Source organism: Streptomyces sp. Act143, assembly GCF_003143935.1.
Lineage (GTDB): Bacteria > Actinomycetota > Actinomycetes > Streptomycetales > Streptomycetaceae > Streptomyces.
The window spans coordinates 4,038,443-4,054,804 of the sequence record NZ_QFRX01000001.1 but is presented as its reverse complement, the minus strand read 5'-3'; the positions used below and the strand labels follow the sequence as shown (position 1 = coordinate 4,054,804).

The window sequence follows — 16,362 nt, the reverse complement described above, 5'->3', positions numbered from 1 at the left end:
GACGTGTGCGGCTTCCGACAACCAGTTGTGGAGTGTGCCGTCGTCGCGTCCGACGGGTGTGATCAGTGGCTACGGCGGCAAGTGCGCCGAGGTCGCGGGGTCGTTGTCGGCGAACGGTACGGCGATCCAGCTGAACACCTGTGGGACGGGCAGCGGTCAGGCCTGGACGGTGGCGGCGGACAGCACCCTGCGCGCGTTGGGCAAGTGCATGACGGTGGCGGGCGGTGCGACCGCGGACGGCACCCAGGTGCAGCTCTCCACCTGCACCGGTGCGACCTCGCAGAAGTGGACGTCGGACTCCAAGGGCCAGTTGGTGGGCAGCCAGTCCGGCAAGTGCCTGGACGCCACCGGCCCCAGCTCGGCCAACGGCACCAAGCTCCAGATCTGGACCTGCGCGGCCAGCGCCAACCAGCTCTGGAAACTCCCCGTCTGACCGACGGACCTCACCGGCACCGGGCCGAGCGGGACACACACTCCCGCTCGGCCCGGTGTTTTCCTGCTACCGACGACACACTACATATGCCGATATGTAGCGCAAAAAGTACAAACGTCAGGTAGCTTGAGTACCCATGCCACGTAGATACGTGTCGACCACTGCATCCGCGGCCTGTCCGGCGCTCAGGTGTGTCAGCTGCTGGGCGGCCAGGTGCACCAGTTCGGGCAGCAGGGACCCGGCCCACCCCGGCGGCTGGTCCTTGCGCAACAAGCCCTCCTCGGCGGCGCGTTGGAGAAAGGCGTCGACCTCGGCCAGACAGGCGTCCCGGCGTCGGCGGGCGTCGCCGTCGGTGAGCATGCGGGCGAGATCAACCGGCCAGGTCCGGTTGATGACGATGATGTTCTCGACGTAGCGGTGCAGGGCGACGGCAACGGGGGCCTCGCGCAGACGCGCGTCCTCAAGGGCCTGCTCGATGGCGCAGAGCCGGGCCTCGTAGATCGCCGTGAGCAGCTCGTCGCGGTTGGCGAAGCGTCGGTAGACGGTCCGCCGGTCGACGCCCGCCTCGGCGGCGATGCCCGCGACGCTCACACCTGGATCGGCGGCGAGCATACGTGCCCCGGTGGTCAGGACGGCTTCCAGGTTGCGTGCGGCGTCGGCTCTCATCCTTCAACAGTACCGCCAGTGTAGAGCATCATAAGTCTTAGAACCACTACAATGTGCAGCTAGCGAACTGAAGTGCTACATTGAAGTGGCAGTTAGAGATGACACGGCAAGACAGTGCACCGGAAGAGAGAAAGCACATGATCACCTACGACCGACTCTTCATCGGCGGCTCCTGGGTCGAGCCGAGCAACCCGGAGTTGCTGGACATCGCCTCGCCGCACGACCAGTCCGTGGTCGGCCGCGCCGCACAGGCGCAGCCGGCGGACATCGACCGCGCGGTCGCCGCGGCCCGCGCCTCCTTCGACGGGGGCGAGTGGCGCCTGACCCCGCCGGCGGAGCGGATCGCGGTCCTGCGCCGCTTCAACGCACTGCGCGAGGAGAACGCCGAGAAGATCGCGGACCTGATCGCGCTGGAGAACGGCTCGGCGGGCTGGTTCACCCGCGCCGGACAGCCCGGTCTGACCCGCCAGGCCAACGCCTACCTCAAGGCGGCCGAGGAGTTCGCCTGGGAGGAGACCCTCGTCCCCTCCGACCCGGCGTCCCCGGTGCGCAGCGTGGTGCGCCGCGAGGCGGTCGGCGTCGTCGCCGCCGTCATCCCGTGGAACTCGCCCTTCTCCTCGGCCACCTCGAAGATCATCCCCTCGCTCCTCGCGGGCAACTCGGTGGTCCTGAAGGTGTCCCCGGAGAACTCGCTGAGCATGGGCTTCCTGGCCGAGCTCCTCGCACAGGTGGGCCTGCCCGAGGGCGTCATCAGCGTGCTGCCCGCGGACCGTGAGACCAGTGAGTACCTGGTCTCCCACAAGGACGTCGACAAGATCGCCTTCACCGGCTCGACGCGGGCCGGCCGCCGCATCGCCTCCATCGCCGGCGAGCAGCTGAAGAGGGTCAGCCTGGAGCTGGGCGGCAAGTCCGCCGCGATCATCCTGCCCGACGCCGACCTCGACAAGGCCATCGCGGGCCTGAAGTTCGGCTCCCTGCTCAACAACGGCGAGTCCTGCATCGCCCAGACCCGCATCCTCGCCCCGCGCAGCCGCTACGAGGAGGTCGTCGCCGGACTGAAGACGCTGGTGGAGTCGCTGAAGGTCGGCGACCCCAACGACCCCGACACCTTCATCGGCCCGATGATCCGCCCCGACCAGCAGGAGCGGGTGCGCAACTACATCCAGCTCGGCATCGAGGAAGGCGCCCGCCTGGTCACCGGCGGCCCGCAGATCCCCGAGGGCCTGGAGAAGGGCAACTACGTCACGCCGACCGTCTTCGCCGACGTCGACAACGCCATGCGCATCGCGCAGGAGGAGATCTTCGGCCCGGTCCTGGTGGTCATCGCCTACGACGACGAGGACGACGCCGTCCGCATCGCCAACGACTCCGAGTACGGCCTCTCCGGTGGCGTCTGGTCCGCCGACGAGGAGCACGCGCTGGCCGTGGCCCGCCGCGTCCGCACCGGCACCATCACGGTCAACGGCGCCTCCGTCGCCTTCGACGGCCCGTTCGGCGGCTTCAAGGCCAGCGGCATCGGCCGCGAGTACGGCGCGGTCGGCCTCGGCACCTACACCGAGTACAAGACCATCACCGTCTGACCCTCGTACGACACACCTCTCACAGCACGGACCGCCCACGGCGGCAGGTGGCCTCGACCGCCTGCCGCCGGCGTCGTGTCAGGGGGACCGCGCGAGGCTGTTTCCGGCACAGGGATCAGGCCCGCACGCACACGCCGAAGCCGCGACGGGCGGTGCCACGTCGCGGCTGTCCTGCGGAATGGTTCCGGTCAGGGATCAGGCGTTCACCCAGTACGGCCCGTCCTCGCCCGTCGCGATGCGCTTGAAGTCGAGCCCGGGCTGGTGACTCATGCCCAGAGCGACCTGCCGGCCGGTGAACCGGTCGAAGAGGCCGTCGCGGGTCTCCTTCGCCTTCGCGCCGTCGGCGTCCGCGTGGAAACCGATGCCGCGGTCGGTCAGCATGAGCGGATGCTGCACGGTGTCGCCGAGCAGATCCACCTCCTGCCCGCCGTCGAAGACCTGGACGGTGTAATGGCCCGGCGTGTGACCCGGGGTGTGATGGGCGACCACGCCGGGGGCTATCTCCACGACCGCGCCCTCGACCGGTTCCAGGATGCCGGCGGCACGCGCGGCCTCCATGACGGTGCGCGAGAGGTCCCCCTCCGGCGCCGGGGCGATCAGCGCGTCCCAGTCGGCAGCCCCGTACAGGACCCGGGCGTTGGGGAAGAAGGGCTCTCCGCCGTTCGGGGCCACCCAGCCGACGTGGTCCATGTGCAGGTGGGTGAGGAAGACGATGTCCACGTCCGCCGGTGCGACACCGACCCTCGCCAGCTCGTCGGGCAGAGCCCCGCCGACCGCGATGAACTCGGGAGCGTGCTCCAGCCCGGCGGCGGCGGCCATCTGCGGCGGGTAGGGCAGCTGCACCGGCCCCGTACCCGCGTCCACCAGCACAGTGAACCCCTCGCCCTGGACGAGGTAGCAGGCGGTGGGCATGTGCCAGGTGCCGTCGCTGTCCAGCAGGCCGGGATGGGCGTCGAAGTCGAGACCGGCGTAGGCGATCTTGGGGAGGTAGTTGAACCCGTCGTTGAGTGCCGTGACGGTGATGCCGCCCACCTTCAGTTCTGTCGACACGCGCGTTCCTTCCGCTTGGTGCATGAGCTTTGTGCAGGGGGATGACTCGGGGTGAGGTGCTCACCACCGAGTGGGGAAAACGGGCAGGCGGCCGCCACGGACCGGAAGCAGCAGGGGAGTCCGCCCCACCGGCTGCCGGTCAGGCAGACCGCCTGTCCGTCGTGAGAGTCAGAGCACCGCGTTCTCGGCGGCGCCGGGGAAGTCCGTGCTGAAGGCCAGCTCACGGCCCGCCTCGAACTCGGCGCGCAGCTGGTCGAGCTTGACCCCGATGCGACGCTGGGCGTCGCTGCCGAGCACGACCCAGTGGGCCGGCTCCGGAGCGTTGACGGCCTCGAAGATCGCCTCGGCGGCCCGCTCCGGGTCGCCGGGAAACATCTCCGGCGTCAGGCTGCCCATCATGGCGCGGAACGCGCCCGCCGTCGCGGCGTAGTCCTCGATGGCCTCGCCGGACACCTTCGTCCGGTTCTCGATGCCGGTACGGAAGGAGCCGGGCTGGATGATCATCGCGCGCAGGCCGATCGGCTCGATCTCCTGCCACAGGGCCTCGGTGAAGCCCTCCAGCGCGAACTTGCTGGACGAGTAGAAGCCGTTGGCGGGCAGGCTCGCCAGGCCGTCCATGGAGGAGACGTTGACGATGGTGCCGGTGCGGCGGGCCCGCATCCCGGGCAGCACCTGACGGGTCAGTTCGACCGCGCCGAAGAAGTTGACCTCGAACAGGCGGCGGTAGTCGCTCTCCTCCTGCTCCTCCAGGGCGCCGACGAAGTCGATGGCGGCGTTGTTGACGAGGACGTCGATCCCGCCGAAGCGCTCCTCGGTGGCGCGCACGGCGGCGACACGGTCCGCGGCGTCGGTGACGTCGAGCCTCAGCGCGAGCGCGGTCTCCGGGTAGCGCGCGGCGAGTTCGGTGGTGGCCTTCGTGGAGCTGGCCGTCGCCACCACCTGGTCCCCGTGGGCCAGGACGTGTTCGGCCAGGGCCTTGCCCAGGCCGCTGGAGGCGCCGGTGATGAGCCAGGTCTTGCGTGACATGGAGAGATCTCCTTCAGGTGGGGTGAGAGATGTGCCGTGGCCCGAGGGGCCGACACGTGTGAGCGGTTGCCGGGCGGACGGGGGAGTGCGGCCCGGTGTGGCGGCGGCTGCTCCCGCCGGGCGGGGGAGTGCGGCCTGATGTGGGGCGGCGGCTGCTCCGCCGGAGCGGGAGTGCGGCCTGGCGGTGGGGTGCGGCTGTTACTCGCCGGCCGGGAAGTCCGCGGCGGCACTGGCCGCGGCCCACTTGCGCGTCTCCGCGGCGCGGGCGTCGCCGGCCTCCAGTGCCATGGTCACGGCCTGGCCGCCGAGCAGGATCCGGCGCGGCGGGTCGTCGGCGCGCACGACGTCGATGAGCACCTGGGCGGCGCGCACCGGGTCGCCGGGCTGGTTGCCGTTGTTCTCCGCCCGGTACTTGTTCATGGCGCCGACGGTCTCCTCGTAGTCGGGGCCGACCGCGTGCAACTCCATCGACGAGCCCTGCCAGTCCGTGCGGAAGGCTCCCGGCTCGACGATGACCACCTTCAGCCCGAACGGCGCGACCTCGTTGGCCAGGACCTCGGAGAAGCCCTCCACGGCGAACTTCGCGCTCTGGTAGGCGCCCATGCCGGGCGTGCCGCCCACGCGTCCGCCGAGCGAGGAGAACTGCACGAACATGCCCGAGCGCTGGCCGCGCAGCACCGGCAGGGCCGCCCGGGTGACGTTGACGACGCCGAAGAAGTTGGCCTCGAACTGGCCGCGGAAGTCGTCCTCCGCCATCTCCTCGATGGGCGCGCTGTTGGCGTAGCCGGCGTTGTTCACCACCACGTCCAGCCGGCCGAAGGCCTCGACTCCCGCCTGTACCGCGGTCCGGGCGGCGGCGGGGTCGGTCACGTCCAGGGCCACGGCGCGCACGCGGTCGCCGTACCGGTTCACCAGGTCCGCCAGCTGGTCCGGACGACGAGCGGTCGCGACCAGTTGGTCACCGGTCGCCAGCACCGCTTCCGCCAGCGCACGCCCGAAACCTCGGGATGCGCCGGTGATCAACCATGTCGTAGCCATGAGAGTGCCTTTCCTGTTCTGTGCCTCACGGAAGTGGAAGTCGACGAGGCCTCTCTCACTCTGCTCACCGGATCGGCCTGAGACGTCCGTCGATTTGCTGCCCGTTGCCGTACGGGCAGTAGGCACAAAAAAGAGACATGTAAGTCATTAGACTGATTTGTGATCTCAGTCCGGCTTCACATACATGTGCCGTGACCTGGCCTCATGGCCACAAAAGCCGTCTGCGCAGGTGGCCGAACACCTACGCAGGCGGCGACTCGGAACGGGCGGAAAAAGGGGCCGGGTCCGATGACGAGATGTCACCGGGCCCGGCCCCCTTCACTCACTCACACGTCATTCCTCCGGCGCGGAGGTCAGGCCGGGGGCAGTACCTGACGGCCCCGGTACGTTCCGCAGTGCCGGCACGCGGCATGAGGTGGGGTCGGCAGACCGCAGGCCGATTTGGCGCACTTCACCAGCAGCGGCGCAGCCGCCTTCCAGTGGGCCCGGCGGTGACGGGTTCGTGCGCGGGACTTCCTGTTCATCATGGGCGATGGTCCGTTTTCCTGTGTCATCGCTCTGACCGGACAGCACACGGCGAGATCCGGCGACACCACGCACATGCAACCGGGCAGCCGTCCTGCTCGGGCAGGACGCACCTGTGGCAGGGGCGGAGGATCGGCGGAGAAGCGGGCCGGCGAAGGTCAGAGCCGCTGAGTTTGGGCGGAATGAGCCGATGTTCGCCGTGCCGGTTGCTGGAAGGGACCCTGACGACTCGTCACCAGGGCGTGGAAGACACACGACACCACTGGTACGCGAGCTGGAACCCGGACCGGTCCGGTGGACGGTCGGCTCGGGTCAGGCTCTGTCTACTTCGATCAGCACGCCGTGGACCGTAGCAACTGACCGACCGCACCGCAACGCGGCCGATCATGAACCCCCTTGCGGTCAGAACAGCGGCACGCCAGGGTCGAAACCGAAGCGGACACGTCCTACGGCCTCGAAGAAGGGCGCGGAGTGGTTGGCGTGCTGGAGCGCCACCATCCCGTCCCGGAAGAGCCGCTCGACGGGGTTGTTGCGGTAGATCGAGGACGAGGCACCCAGCTCGTACATGGCCACCAGGACGTCCCGGCTGACCTCGGCGGCATGACACATCGCGGTGTGCAGAGCGGCCCGCTCGTCCAGCGTGGCGGGCCGGCCGATCATCGCGGCGGCGTCCACCGTCGCGGCGGCGGACAGCAGCAGCAGCCGGGCCGCGTGCAGGGCGGCCTCCGACCGTGCCACGACCCGCTGGGCGTGAGCGGACTGCGCGAGCGGGTCGCCGGTGAGGGTGCTCTTTGTCCTGGCCAGTTCCACCGTCGCGTCGATCGCGCTCTGCGCGACCCCGAGGACCACGGCCGAGCAGCCGGGGAAGACGAGCGTGGGGGCGAACCGCTGGTAGAGGGGCCGCTGGAGGCGAGGGGGTGTGTCGAAGCGGGCCACCAACGCGTCGGGCACCCACGCGTCCTCGACGACGACGGTGTGGCTCCCCGTGCCCCGCAGGCCGGTGACGTCCCAGGTGTCCTCGACCGACACCTCTTCTCGGGGGAGTGTGAAGAGCCGCACGTCGGGTGTGCCCGCCTCCGTCATCCGGGGGCCGCCCTCCGCCATGACGACGCCGACGGCCACGAACCAGTCCGCCCGATTGATGCCGCTGACCAGTTTCCAGTTGCCGGACAGCCGGTAGCCGCCCTCCCCGGGCACGGCGGTGCCGGGCTGACCGGCGTTGGCGAAGACCGGGGCGGCGCCGTCCGCCCAGATCCGGGCGGTGCCCTCCTCGCCGAGCAGCGCCGCGAGGAAGCCCCAGTTGGCGTTCCACACCACCCAGGCCACCGAGGCGTCGAGCCGGCCGAACCCCTCGTACACCTGGAGCACCGTCTCCAGCGGTGCCTCCAGGCCGCCCAGCTCGCGAGGCGTCAGCAGCGCGAAGGCACCGCTGTCACGCAGCTCGCGCACCAGCTTCTCGGGCAGGTCACGACCGGCCTCCATCTCCTCGGCCGCGGCTTGGACGGAGGCGGCGAGCCGCTCGGGGAGGAGCAGGGGGTCGGACGCGAAGGCGGTCATGAGAACTCCTTGGTGAAATGGACACCCGATGACGACATCTACTAGAGAAACACGTTTTGGCCGTCAGCGGCCCGACAGCGCCTGCGCACACCTCAGTCGTCACACGTTTCTGATCGCACGGCCCTACGATGTTGTCACGTTTCATTCCCTGGGAGGTGTGATGGGTCGGTTCACGAAACTGTCCGGATGGTGTGCGGGAGCCCTGCTCGTCGCCGGTTCGACGGTGGTCGGCGGCGCCGGAGCGGCGCAGGCGGCGACAGTCCAGCGGGCGGTCAAGGTCTGTTCCTTCGGCAACTACACGTCGTATGCGAAGGTCGTCGGGGGCGGGCTGAACACCCAGCTCCAGAGGGTTCCGGCCGGCTCCTGCTGGACCACCACGTATCTCAGCAACGGTCAGCCCGCCGACATCTACCTCTTCGGGCTGTACAACATCAGCCACAAGGGATTCGAAGTCGGCGTCTGCCACTCCGTGACGAACTCCCTGGTCAACTTTGGCGCGGCCGGCCAGACCACGGCTCCCGAGTTCGCCGTCAGTTTCGGTGGCGACGGCCCGTCCTCGTGGTGCACGCCGGGACCCGGCGTGAGCTGAGGCGCAGCGCCGCGCACGAGGTGGGCCGGACCGGCCGGCCCCTCGGAGCGGCGTCCTGACTCTCCCTCAGAACATGTATCTCTACATATACGGAATAGCAGTCTATGACCGTTACTTGAACACCTATGTACGGCCCGCGCGGCCGATGAGGCATGTCGTGACGGACTCTGAGGGAGAGCCAGATGCACCGAGAAACGCGGGCAGCCGCCCACTGGCAGGAGATGAGCGCCTGCAGACGCGAGGACCCTGAACTCTTCTTCCCCATCGGTGACACCGGCCCGTCACTGGCTCAGATCGAGGAGGCCAAGACGGTGTGCCGGGAATGTGCTGTCGTCGAGCCCTGCCTCCAGTGGGCCCTGGCGAGCCGGGACACCCATGGCATCTGGGGTGCGACGACCGAGGCCGAACGACGCCGCCTCCGCCTGGCGGCGATACGCACCGCCGCCCGGGCCTGACCGGCCGGCGCACCACCGACGCACCCCGAGCCTGCGACGGCCTCCGCACGGCAGGGACCGCACAGGTCCCGGGCACGGAGGCCGCCGGCGCTGTCAGTCCTCCCAGTGGCGGACCGCTTCCGTGGCGGTGACGTCACCGGCGTAGACGAGTGCCACGCGGTGGTTGAACTGCACGGTGTACATCTTCTTGCCTCCGATCACGACCGCCCCGCTGGAGGGGAAGTAGTCGTCGGTGGCGGCGGGCTCGGTGGTGGCGACGTAGGCCTGGCCCGCGGGGATGGCGTACATGCTCAAGGGGGCCTGCGTGGAGGCGCCCAGACCGGCCGGGTACTCGGCCTTGTCCGGGTAGCTCGAACCGTACACGGAGACGGCAGAGGAACCCGTGGGGCGGATGACCTTCACGCCGTAGCTGATCTTGGTGTTGGTGCCGTCCGGGTTGTGGAACCAGACCTTGGCGCCGCTGTACCAGATGGCGGTCCAGTCGTCCTGGGTGTCGGCGACGACGAACTGCTGCCCCGACTGGGCGGTGCTGCCCCAGTCGTTGATCCGGTCGGTGCCGGCCGCCGTCCCGTGGATCGCCTGGTCGCCGAAGAGCGGGGCCGTCTCGCTCGGAGCGGTGCGCAGGTAGACGAAGTTCGCCTGCTGGCGCCGTTCGGCGCAGGCGGTCGTCTGCCCGGTCGGGTCGTCGGACGGGCACACCTGGACGGTCTGCTCGTTGGTCGCGAACGGAGGGGCGATCGTCACGACGTCACCGGCCCGCGGTACGCCGGGAAGGCCGTTCGACGGGGCGCCCACCAGGTCCATGAAGTGCTGCCAGTCCCAGGCGGGGCCCGGGTCCCAGTGCATGCCGGAGACCAGCGCCGAGTTGGGCCCGGCGACGTTGTCGTGACCGATGACGTGCTGCCGGTCCAGGGGAATGTCGAACCGCGCGGCCAGGTACTGCACCAGGGCTGCCGTGGCCTCGTACTGGGCCTCGGTGTACCAGACGGCGCCCTGCACGGCATAGCCCTCGTGCTCGATGCCGATCGAGTGCAGGTTGGTCGAGTAGTTGCCCGCGTGGAAGGCGATGTCCTTGGTGGGCACCATCTGGGTGACCGCGCCGTCCGCGGACATCACGTAGTGCGTCGAGGCGGTGTTCGTGGGGTTGGCAAGACCCGCCACACCGGCGTCGTAGGTGGTCTCCAGGTCGTGGATGACGATGGTGTCGATCCTGATGCCGTTGGCCGGGCGGTCGGAGACCTGGCCCCCGCGGGGGGAGCCGGCCACGAAGGTGCAGCGCACGGCGGGCGGGCACTCGGTGTCGGTGCCGGCCGCCGGGTCGGTGGCCGCCGCCTTCAGGCGCAGCCCGGCGAGCTGCGAAGGCACCGCCGCCGCGGACGGGTCGGCGGCCAGCCGGACCCGCTGACCGTCCTGCGTCGTGGCGGTGGCGCCGCCGCGCAGGGTGGCGAAGACCCGGTCGGCGAAGCCCGCCGCTCCCGCCTTCTGCTGGGCCTGGCTGTAGCGGGCCACGGCGCCATACCATCGGGAGGCGTCCGCGGGCGTGCCGCCGACCAGTTCCTTCTCGTACGAGGCGAGCAGTGCCGCGCCGCCGCGGATGTTCGCCGCGTCGTCCGTACGCAGCCGGCGGGCGGACAGCCCGGTCAGTTCGGCGGCCCGCCGGAGGGTGTGCAGGGCGGGGTCCGCGGCGAGGGACTTCAGGTCGGCGCGGCCGGCAGCGCCCGCGGCGCCGCCCGCCAGCATGTCGGGGGTGACGTCGGTGAGGTGCATCAGTCCGTAGCCGCCGTCGGTGCTGGCCTGCGAGCCGTGCGACTCCCAGCGCGACTCCTGGTAGGACAGCGCCAGCAGGACGCCGGGCGGGACGTGGTACTCCGCTGCCGCGGACAGGAACGCCCGCTGCCGGGCCGTGGACGCGCTGCCGGACTGACCGTGCGGGGTGTCGGCCGCCGCGGTGAGCGGGGACACGAGCAGGCCGCTCGCCGCCAGCACGCTCGCGGCGATGACGAGGGGCGCGCCGGCTCTCTTTGGTTTGTGCAAGGCGTGGATCCTTCGGAACCGTGAGACAGGGGACAAGGTGTCGGAGGGCTGCCCGGGCGAAGAAATTGCATGCCCGAGGCAACCTCCGAGCGTCCCGCTGACTATAGAGGGCTGACTGCCACCCGTGGCGCAAGTGCGTTTCCCGTAGGGGTAGTTGCCGCTCTCACCTAAACGCACTTACCGATCAGTAAGTGTGTCTTCGGGCAACACTGGAGCGGCGTCGATATACTCACACGTATGACCAATGAACATGCGGTGTTTGAGGCGGCCGAGGCCTTTCAGGCGGCCACGGAACAGCTCACCGGCATCCTTCCGAACGGCTTCCACGAGCGCGGTCCCGCCGACGCCCTGCTGGCCGTCACCGGCTCCATGATCCCGGTGCTGAACGGCATCATGAGCGTGGCCGACGAGCCGGACGCGGAAGAGATCAAGCTGCTGTGCGAGAAGGCCGAGCCGCATGTCCAGCAGCTGCCCTGGAGCATCCGCCTGCGCGGCGAGGCCGGTGCGGAGATCACCGCCCTGGCCGCACAGCACGGCCTGTCCACGCAGCTGCGGCAGCCGTTCATGCTGCTCCCGCTGGCGGACGGGCGTGCGGAGGGACGGGAAGCCGACCCGCGGCAGGAGCACTCCGGCCCGGAATCCGTGACCGTCCGCCCGCTGGGCGATGACGAGTACGAGACCTTCGCCGCGGTCCTCGGCACGGCCTTCGGTGCCCCGCCGGTCATCATCAGCAGCCTCTACACGCCTCATGTGCTCAGCCAGCCGTTCATCAAGGCGTACGTCGCCGAAGCGGACGGCGCACCTGTCGCGGCCGGACTGGCGATCGTCACCGAACGCCACGTCGGCCTCGCCAACATCGGTACCCTGCCCGAGCATCGGCGGCGCGGGGCAGGCCGGGCGGTCGTCGAGGCGATCCTCCGGGACGCCCGGGTCGCCGGCGCGCACACGGCGTACCTGCACTCGAGCGACGAGGCCCTCGCGTTCTTCGAGGAGGCCGGCTTCCGCACGGAAGAATCGTGGGTCGCCTTCACCGCCTGAGCGCCGCCGATCATCCTGAGCTCCGCCGACCCGCAGACCAGGTCGGCGGGGCTCAGGCTTTGCTCTGGTTGCCCTCTGCTCGGCGAGGCGGCCATGCCCTCAGTGCGCCAGCAGCATCCGCCGGGCCAGCCGGGTCAGTTCCCGGGTGGCGGGGGACAGGACCGTTCCCTTCGCGGCCCGCCGCCGGAACGCGCACCCAGTGTCAAACGTGCACGGTGTCCTGGCCTTCACCGGCGAGGTGGAGGACACCGCCAGCGGTCCGGCGGAGCCCTCCCGGGCCTGACCTGGTGAGCACGTGTGCGCAACTCCTCACGCGTTAACACCACATATCCAACTGCTTTACATGTCTCCCCGAAGATGGTCGGATTCGACCGATCACGATCATGGAGGACATGTGCCCATCCCTTTTTCCCGAATATGTACAACCTCGGCGGCAGCGCTCCTTGTTGCCGCCCTGGGTGTTCCGACAGCCGCCCATGGCGCCGATCCGCCACCCGCTGCCGCTGTTTCGCCGACCGAACACCGCATCTCCCGCGGTGCGCCCCTCACCGTCACCCTGATCACCGGCGACAAGGTCATGGTGAGCCGGGGGCCGGGCCACGCCATAGCGGTCGAAGGGGTGCAGCGTCCGCCGGGAGCCGCCGGTTCGGTGCGGGTCGCCGCCGAGGGCGGTGACACGTATGTCTACCCGGACGAGGCCATGGCCTACATCGCGACCGGCCGACTCGACCGTCAGCTCTTCAACGTCACCCAGCTGGTGGCCCAGGGCTACGACGACGCGCACACCAGCGCCCTGCCCCTGATCATGACCCGCGCGCAGGGCACCGCCATGGCCAAGGCCGGCGCCGGCACCGGACTGCCGGGTGCCGAAGCCACCTTGCAACTCCCCGCCATCCGGGCGCAGGCCGTGCACGCCCGGCGCGCGCAGGCCGCCGCCTTCTGGTCGGCCCTCACCGGCACCGCGGGCCAGGACGCCGAGCGCTCCACGGCGCCCTCCGCCGACCGCGCCCCGGCGTTCACCGCGGGTGTCGGCACGGTGTGGCTCGACGGCAAGGCCCACGCCGCCCTGGCCGACACCACCGCACAGATCGGCGCCCCCCAGGCCTGGTCCGCCGGCGGCACCGGCGCCGGGGTACGGGTCGCCGTCCTGGACTCCGGCGTCGACACCACCCACCCCGACCTCGCCCCGCGCATCATCGGCACCCGCAGCTTCGTCCCGGGCGAGGACGTCACCGACCGCAACGGCCACGGCACCCACACCGCCTCCACCGTCGCCGGGACCGGCGCCGCGTCCGGCGGCAAGGAGCGCGGCGTCGCCCCCGGCGCCGACCTGCTGGTCGGCAAGGTGCTCGACGACTCCGGCTCCGGCTCGATGTCGCAGATCATCGCGGGCATGGAGTGGGCGGCCCGCACCGAGCACGCCAAGGTGATCAACATGAGCCTGGGCACGCCGGTGTGGCACACCGAGGACGACCCGCTGAGCCAGGCGGTCAACCAGCTCAGCGCCGAGACCGGCGCCCTCTTCGTCATCGCGGCGGGCAACGCGGGCAACAGCCCCTACAGCGTGAGCTCCCCGGGCACAGCCGACGCCGCCCTCACCGTCGGCGCGGTCGACGCCTCCGACCAGCTCGCCGGGTTCTCCAGCACCGGGCCGCGGCTCAACGACGACGGCCTCAAGCCCGACATCACCGCACCCGGCGTCGACGTACTGGCCGCGCGGTCCCAGTACTCGCAGGGAGGCGAGGGCTACTACCGCACCGACAGCGGCACCTCCATGGCGGCCCCGCACGTCACCGGGGCGGCGGTCCTGCTCGCGCAGAAGCATCCGCAGTGGACCGGCCAGGAGATCAAGGACGCGCTGATGAGCACCAGCGCGCCGACCCCCGCCTACAGCCCCTATCAGGCAGGCGCCGGCCGGGTCGACGCAGCCGCCGCCTACCTGCACGACCAGGTCATCGCCGACGGCTCGGTGGACGCCGGACTCGTCCGCTGGTCGGCGGACCACCAGCACAAGCCGGTCGAGCGGCATCTGACGTACCGCAACACCACCGACCACGCCCTCACCCTCGCCCTCTCCGTCGACCCCGGCAGCACGCCCGCCGGAGTGTTCACCCTGGCCACCTCCCACGTCACCGTGCCCGCCCACGGCACCTCCACGGTCGGCCTCGTCGCGGACCCGAAGGACCTGGCGCCGGGGCAGTACGGCGCACAGGTCGTCGCGCGCTCCACGGCGGGTGCCGTCCACACGGCCGTGGGGATGTCCGTCGAATCGGAGAAGTACGACCTGACGATCCATCTGAAGGACCGCCGCGGCAAGCCCGTCGACAACGATGTCGAGATCACCGGCGCGGACGGGCGGACCACCATCATGTGGGTGCCGGACGGGACGCTCACCGCCCGCCTGGCGCCCGGCTCGTACACGATCGTCTCCACTCTCGACGTGGAGGGACGCCACGGCCCCCACTCCCTCGGCTACGCGGTCCTGACCGCCCCCGAGCTCGACCTGACCGGCGACCGGGACGTCGTCCTCGACGCCTCCCGCATCCGTCAGGTCAAGGTGGACACTCCCAAGCCGACGTCCGTCACCACCAGCCGGATCGACCTGTTCCGCTCCTTCACCTCGACCACCCCCTCGCCCAGCGACGGACAGGCCCTGCACGAGATCCTGATGCCCTCGGCCGGCTACGACAGCCTGTGGGCGCTGCCCACCAAGGGCCGGGTGAAGAAGGGCAGCTTCGTCTTCACCACCCGCATCCGGGCCGAGCAGACCCCCCTGAAGATCACCTACCGCGGCGGGCACCGCCTCGACGACACCCTGCTGGTGCAGCCGGGAAGCCACCCGTTCCCGGACGGCACCACCCATGTCGACGCCGTCTTCGCCGGCACCGGCACGGCCGTCGAGTACGCCGGTCTCAACGCCCGCGGCAAGGCCGTCGTCGTCCGGCACAGCACCGGGGTCGCCGCCACCGACCAGGCTGCCGCGGCGCGCACCGCGGGCGCGGCGATGCTCCTGGTCGTCAACGACGGCGACGGCCGCGGCCTCGACTGGTACGGCGACCCGGACGGCAGGACCGCCGGACAGCTCCCCGTCACCTCCCTCACCAGGGACGACGGCGAGGCCCTGATCCGGAGCATCGAGGACGCGGGCCGTAACCAGATCAAGCTGACGGTCCAGGCCCACCCCTCGCCCGCCTACCTGTACGACCTGGCCGACTACCACCAGGGAGGCGTGCCGGACGACCCGTCCGCGAAGACCGATCCCGGCAGCCTCGCGCGCATCGACAACACCTTCGCCCCGCCGGCCGGCAAGCAGGTCACCGAGAGCCGTGAGGACAGCCCGCCCTACGAGTACTGGCCGGCCGCCTACCCCTACGCCGGGTTCGGGATGACGCGTGTGCCGCCGTTCCCGCGCGAGCCGGTCGCCGCGGGGCACCGCACCGACTGGGTGTCCGCCGGGAACGGCGTCAAGTGGCAGCAGTACGCGGCCGTCGACGGCTGGTCGACCTTCACCGACGTGGTCGGCTACCGGCCGGGCAGCACCCACGAGGAGCGGTGGTTCGGACCCGTCGTCCGGCCACGCATGGTCGGCTTCGAGGTGCCGCACCGGGTCGGCAACGCCATGGGCGGCACACTCGCGGGCTTCGGCGACGGAGGTTCCGCCCACAGCGGCGACACCAACCTGATGACGCGCAGCTTCGCGCTCTACCAGGGAGACACCCTGCTGGTACGGAACGGGGCCCGGCCGGACTTCGGCGTGGGCGACCTGGCGCCGGAGACACTGCCGTACCGCCTCGTCGCCGACACCCGATCGACCAGCGACCTCCTGCCGTACTCCAGGACCACGCACACCGAGTGGACCTTCCGCTCCGGCACCGCCGACGACCAGGCGCTGCCGCTGGTGCAGCTCGACTACGGCACGGACGTGGACCTCGCGGGCCGCGCCCAGCGCACGTCGACGTTCTCCGTCGAACCTGTCGTTGTCGGCAGTACCGCCCCCGCGGACGCCGTCTCCTCGGTCCGCCTGGAAGTCTCCTACGACGACGGGGCGACCTGGCGACAGCAGGACCTGAAGCAGGACCGGAGCGCCTGGCAGACCCGGCTGCACGCCCCGGCCGGGGCCGGATACGTGTCCCTTCGCGTCAGCGTGCAGCAGCGCAACGGCGGCGGCGTCACCCAGACCGTCACTCGCGCCTTCGGTCTGCGCTGACCCGCACCGTACGAGTACGGCCGGTGCCCCACGCCCCGCACGGCGTGGGACACCGGCCGTTCGTCATACACCTCTGTGTGTCACCGGGTATGTACGCAGCGCACCGCACCTGGCACACACAGGCATCCGCATCCGTTTGAGGTAGTTTCTACTGAAAGAGCGCT

General features: G+C 70.4%; 13 protein-coding genes. 6 read left to right on the top strand and 7 right to left on the bottom strand.

Features of this window, described 5'->3' with window-relative positions; all coding sequences use genetic code 11:
- Window positions 1-433 (top strand): RICIN domain-containing protein (locus DI272_RS18000; protein ID WP_146238437.1); only part of this gene is annotated, 433 nt, incomplete at its 5' end.
- A gap of 117 nt (window positions 434-550) precedes the next feature.
- Here the strand turns inward: DI272_RS18000 and DI272_RS17995 are convergent.
- On the bottom strand, window positions 551-1,045 hold the full coding sequence (locus tag DI272_RS17995) for a TetR/AcrR family transcriptional regulator (protein ID WP_109500897.1): 495 nt from the start codon (window positions 1,043-1,045) through the stop codon (window positions 551-553).
- A 191-nt stretch (window positions 1,046-1,236) separates the two neighbouring features.
- On the opposite strand from DI272_RS17995, the gene DI272_RS17990 reads away from it, so the two are divergent.
- Window positions 1,237-2,679 (top strand): aldehyde dehydrogenase, encoded by a 1,443-nt coding sequence (locus DI272_RS17990; RefSeq protein ID WP_109496350.1) that lies wholly within the window; start codon window positions 1,237-1,239, stop codon window positions 2,677-2,679.
- A 195-nt stretch (window positions 2,680-2,874) separates the two neighbouring features.
- Here the strand turns inward: DI272_RS17990 and DI272_RS17985 are convergent, their stop codons facing one another.
- The 5 genes from DI272_RS17985 to DI272_RS17965 form a co-directional block, all read right to left on the bottom strand.
- A complete protein-coding gene (locus DI272_RS17985) occupies window positions 2,875-3,729 on the bottom strand; it encodes an MBL fold metallo-hydrolase (RefSeq protein WP_181387230.1) in 855 nt (284 codons plus the stop codon).
- Between the two features lie 168 nt (window positions 3,730-3,897).
- Window positions 3,898-4,755, bottom strand: a complete 858-nt coding sequence (locus DI272_RS17980) for an oxidoreductase (RefSeq protein WP_109496348.1) — start codon at window positions 4,753-4,755, stop codon at window positions 3,898-3,900.
- 198 nt (window positions 4,756-4,953) lie between these two features.
- A complete protein-coding gene (locus DI272_RS17975) occupies window positions 4,954-5,793 on the bottom strand; it encodes an oxidoreductase (RefSeq protein ID WP_109496347.1) in 840 nt (279 codons plus the stop codon).
- A 353-nt stretch (window positions 5,794-6,146) separates the two neighbouring features.
- A complete protein-coding gene (gene rpmF, locus DI272_RS17970; RefSeq protein ID WP_375138115.1) occupies window positions 6,147-6,317 on the bottom strand; it encodes a 50S ribosomal protein L32 in 171 nt (56 codons plus the stop codon).
- Window positions 6,318-6,720: 403 nt separating this feature from the next.
- Window positions 6,721-7,875 (bottom strand): acyl-CoA dehydrogenase family protein, encoded by a 1,155-nt coding sequence (locus tag DI272_RS17965; RefSeq protein ID WP_109496345.1) that lies wholly within the window; start codon window positions 7,873-7,875, stop codon window positions 6,721-6,723.
- A gap of 160 nt (window positions 7,876-8,035) precedes the next feature.
- On the opposite strand from DI272_RS17965, the gene DI272_RS17960 reads away from it, so the two are divergent.
- Both DI272_RS17960 and DI272_RS17955 read left to right on the top strand, forming a co-directional pair.
- Entirely contained in the window at window positions 8,036-8,464 is a 429-nt protein-coding gene (locus DI272_RS17960) for a hypothetical protein (protein ID WP_109496344.1), read from the top strand.
- Window positions 8,465-8,646: 182 nt separating this feature from the next.
- On the top strand, window positions 8,647-8,919 hold the full coding sequence (locus DI272_RS17955; protein ID WP_109496343.1) for a WhiB family transcriptional regulator: 273 nt from the start codon (window positions 8,647-8,649) through the stop codon (window positions 8,917-8,919).
- Window positions 8,920-9,012: 93 nt separating this feature from the next.
- On the opposite strand, the gene DI272_RS17950 is transcribed toward DI272_RS17955, so the two are convergent.
- Window positions 9,013-10,953 (bottom strand): N-acetylmuramoyl-L-alanine amidase, encoded by a 1,941-nt coding sequence (locus DI272_RS17950; RefSeq protein ID WP_109496342.1) that lies wholly within the window; start codon window positions 10,951-10,953, stop codon window positions 9,013-9,015.
- A 237-nt stretch (window positions 10,954-11,190) separates the two neighbouring features.
- Here DI272_RS17950 and DI272_RS17945 point away from each other — a divergent pair, with 237 nt between their 5' ends.
- The gene (locus tag DI272_RS17945; RefSeq protein WP_109496341.1) at window positions 11,191-11,991 is read left to right on the top strand and encodes a GNAT family N-acetyltransferase; all 801 of its coding nucleotides are present in this window, start codon (window positions 11,191-11,193) and stop codon (window positions 11,989-11,991) included.
- Window positions 11,992-12,568: 577 nt separating this feature from the next.
- Window positions 12,569-16,198 carry a S8 family serine peptidase gene (locus DI272_RS17940; protein ID WP_109496340.1) on the top strand — a complete coding sequence of 1,210 codons (3,630 nt, stop codon included), beginning with the start codon at window positions 12,569-12,571 and terminating at the stop codon, window positions 16,196-16,198.
- Window positions 16,199-16,362: the final 164 nt, after the last annotated feature.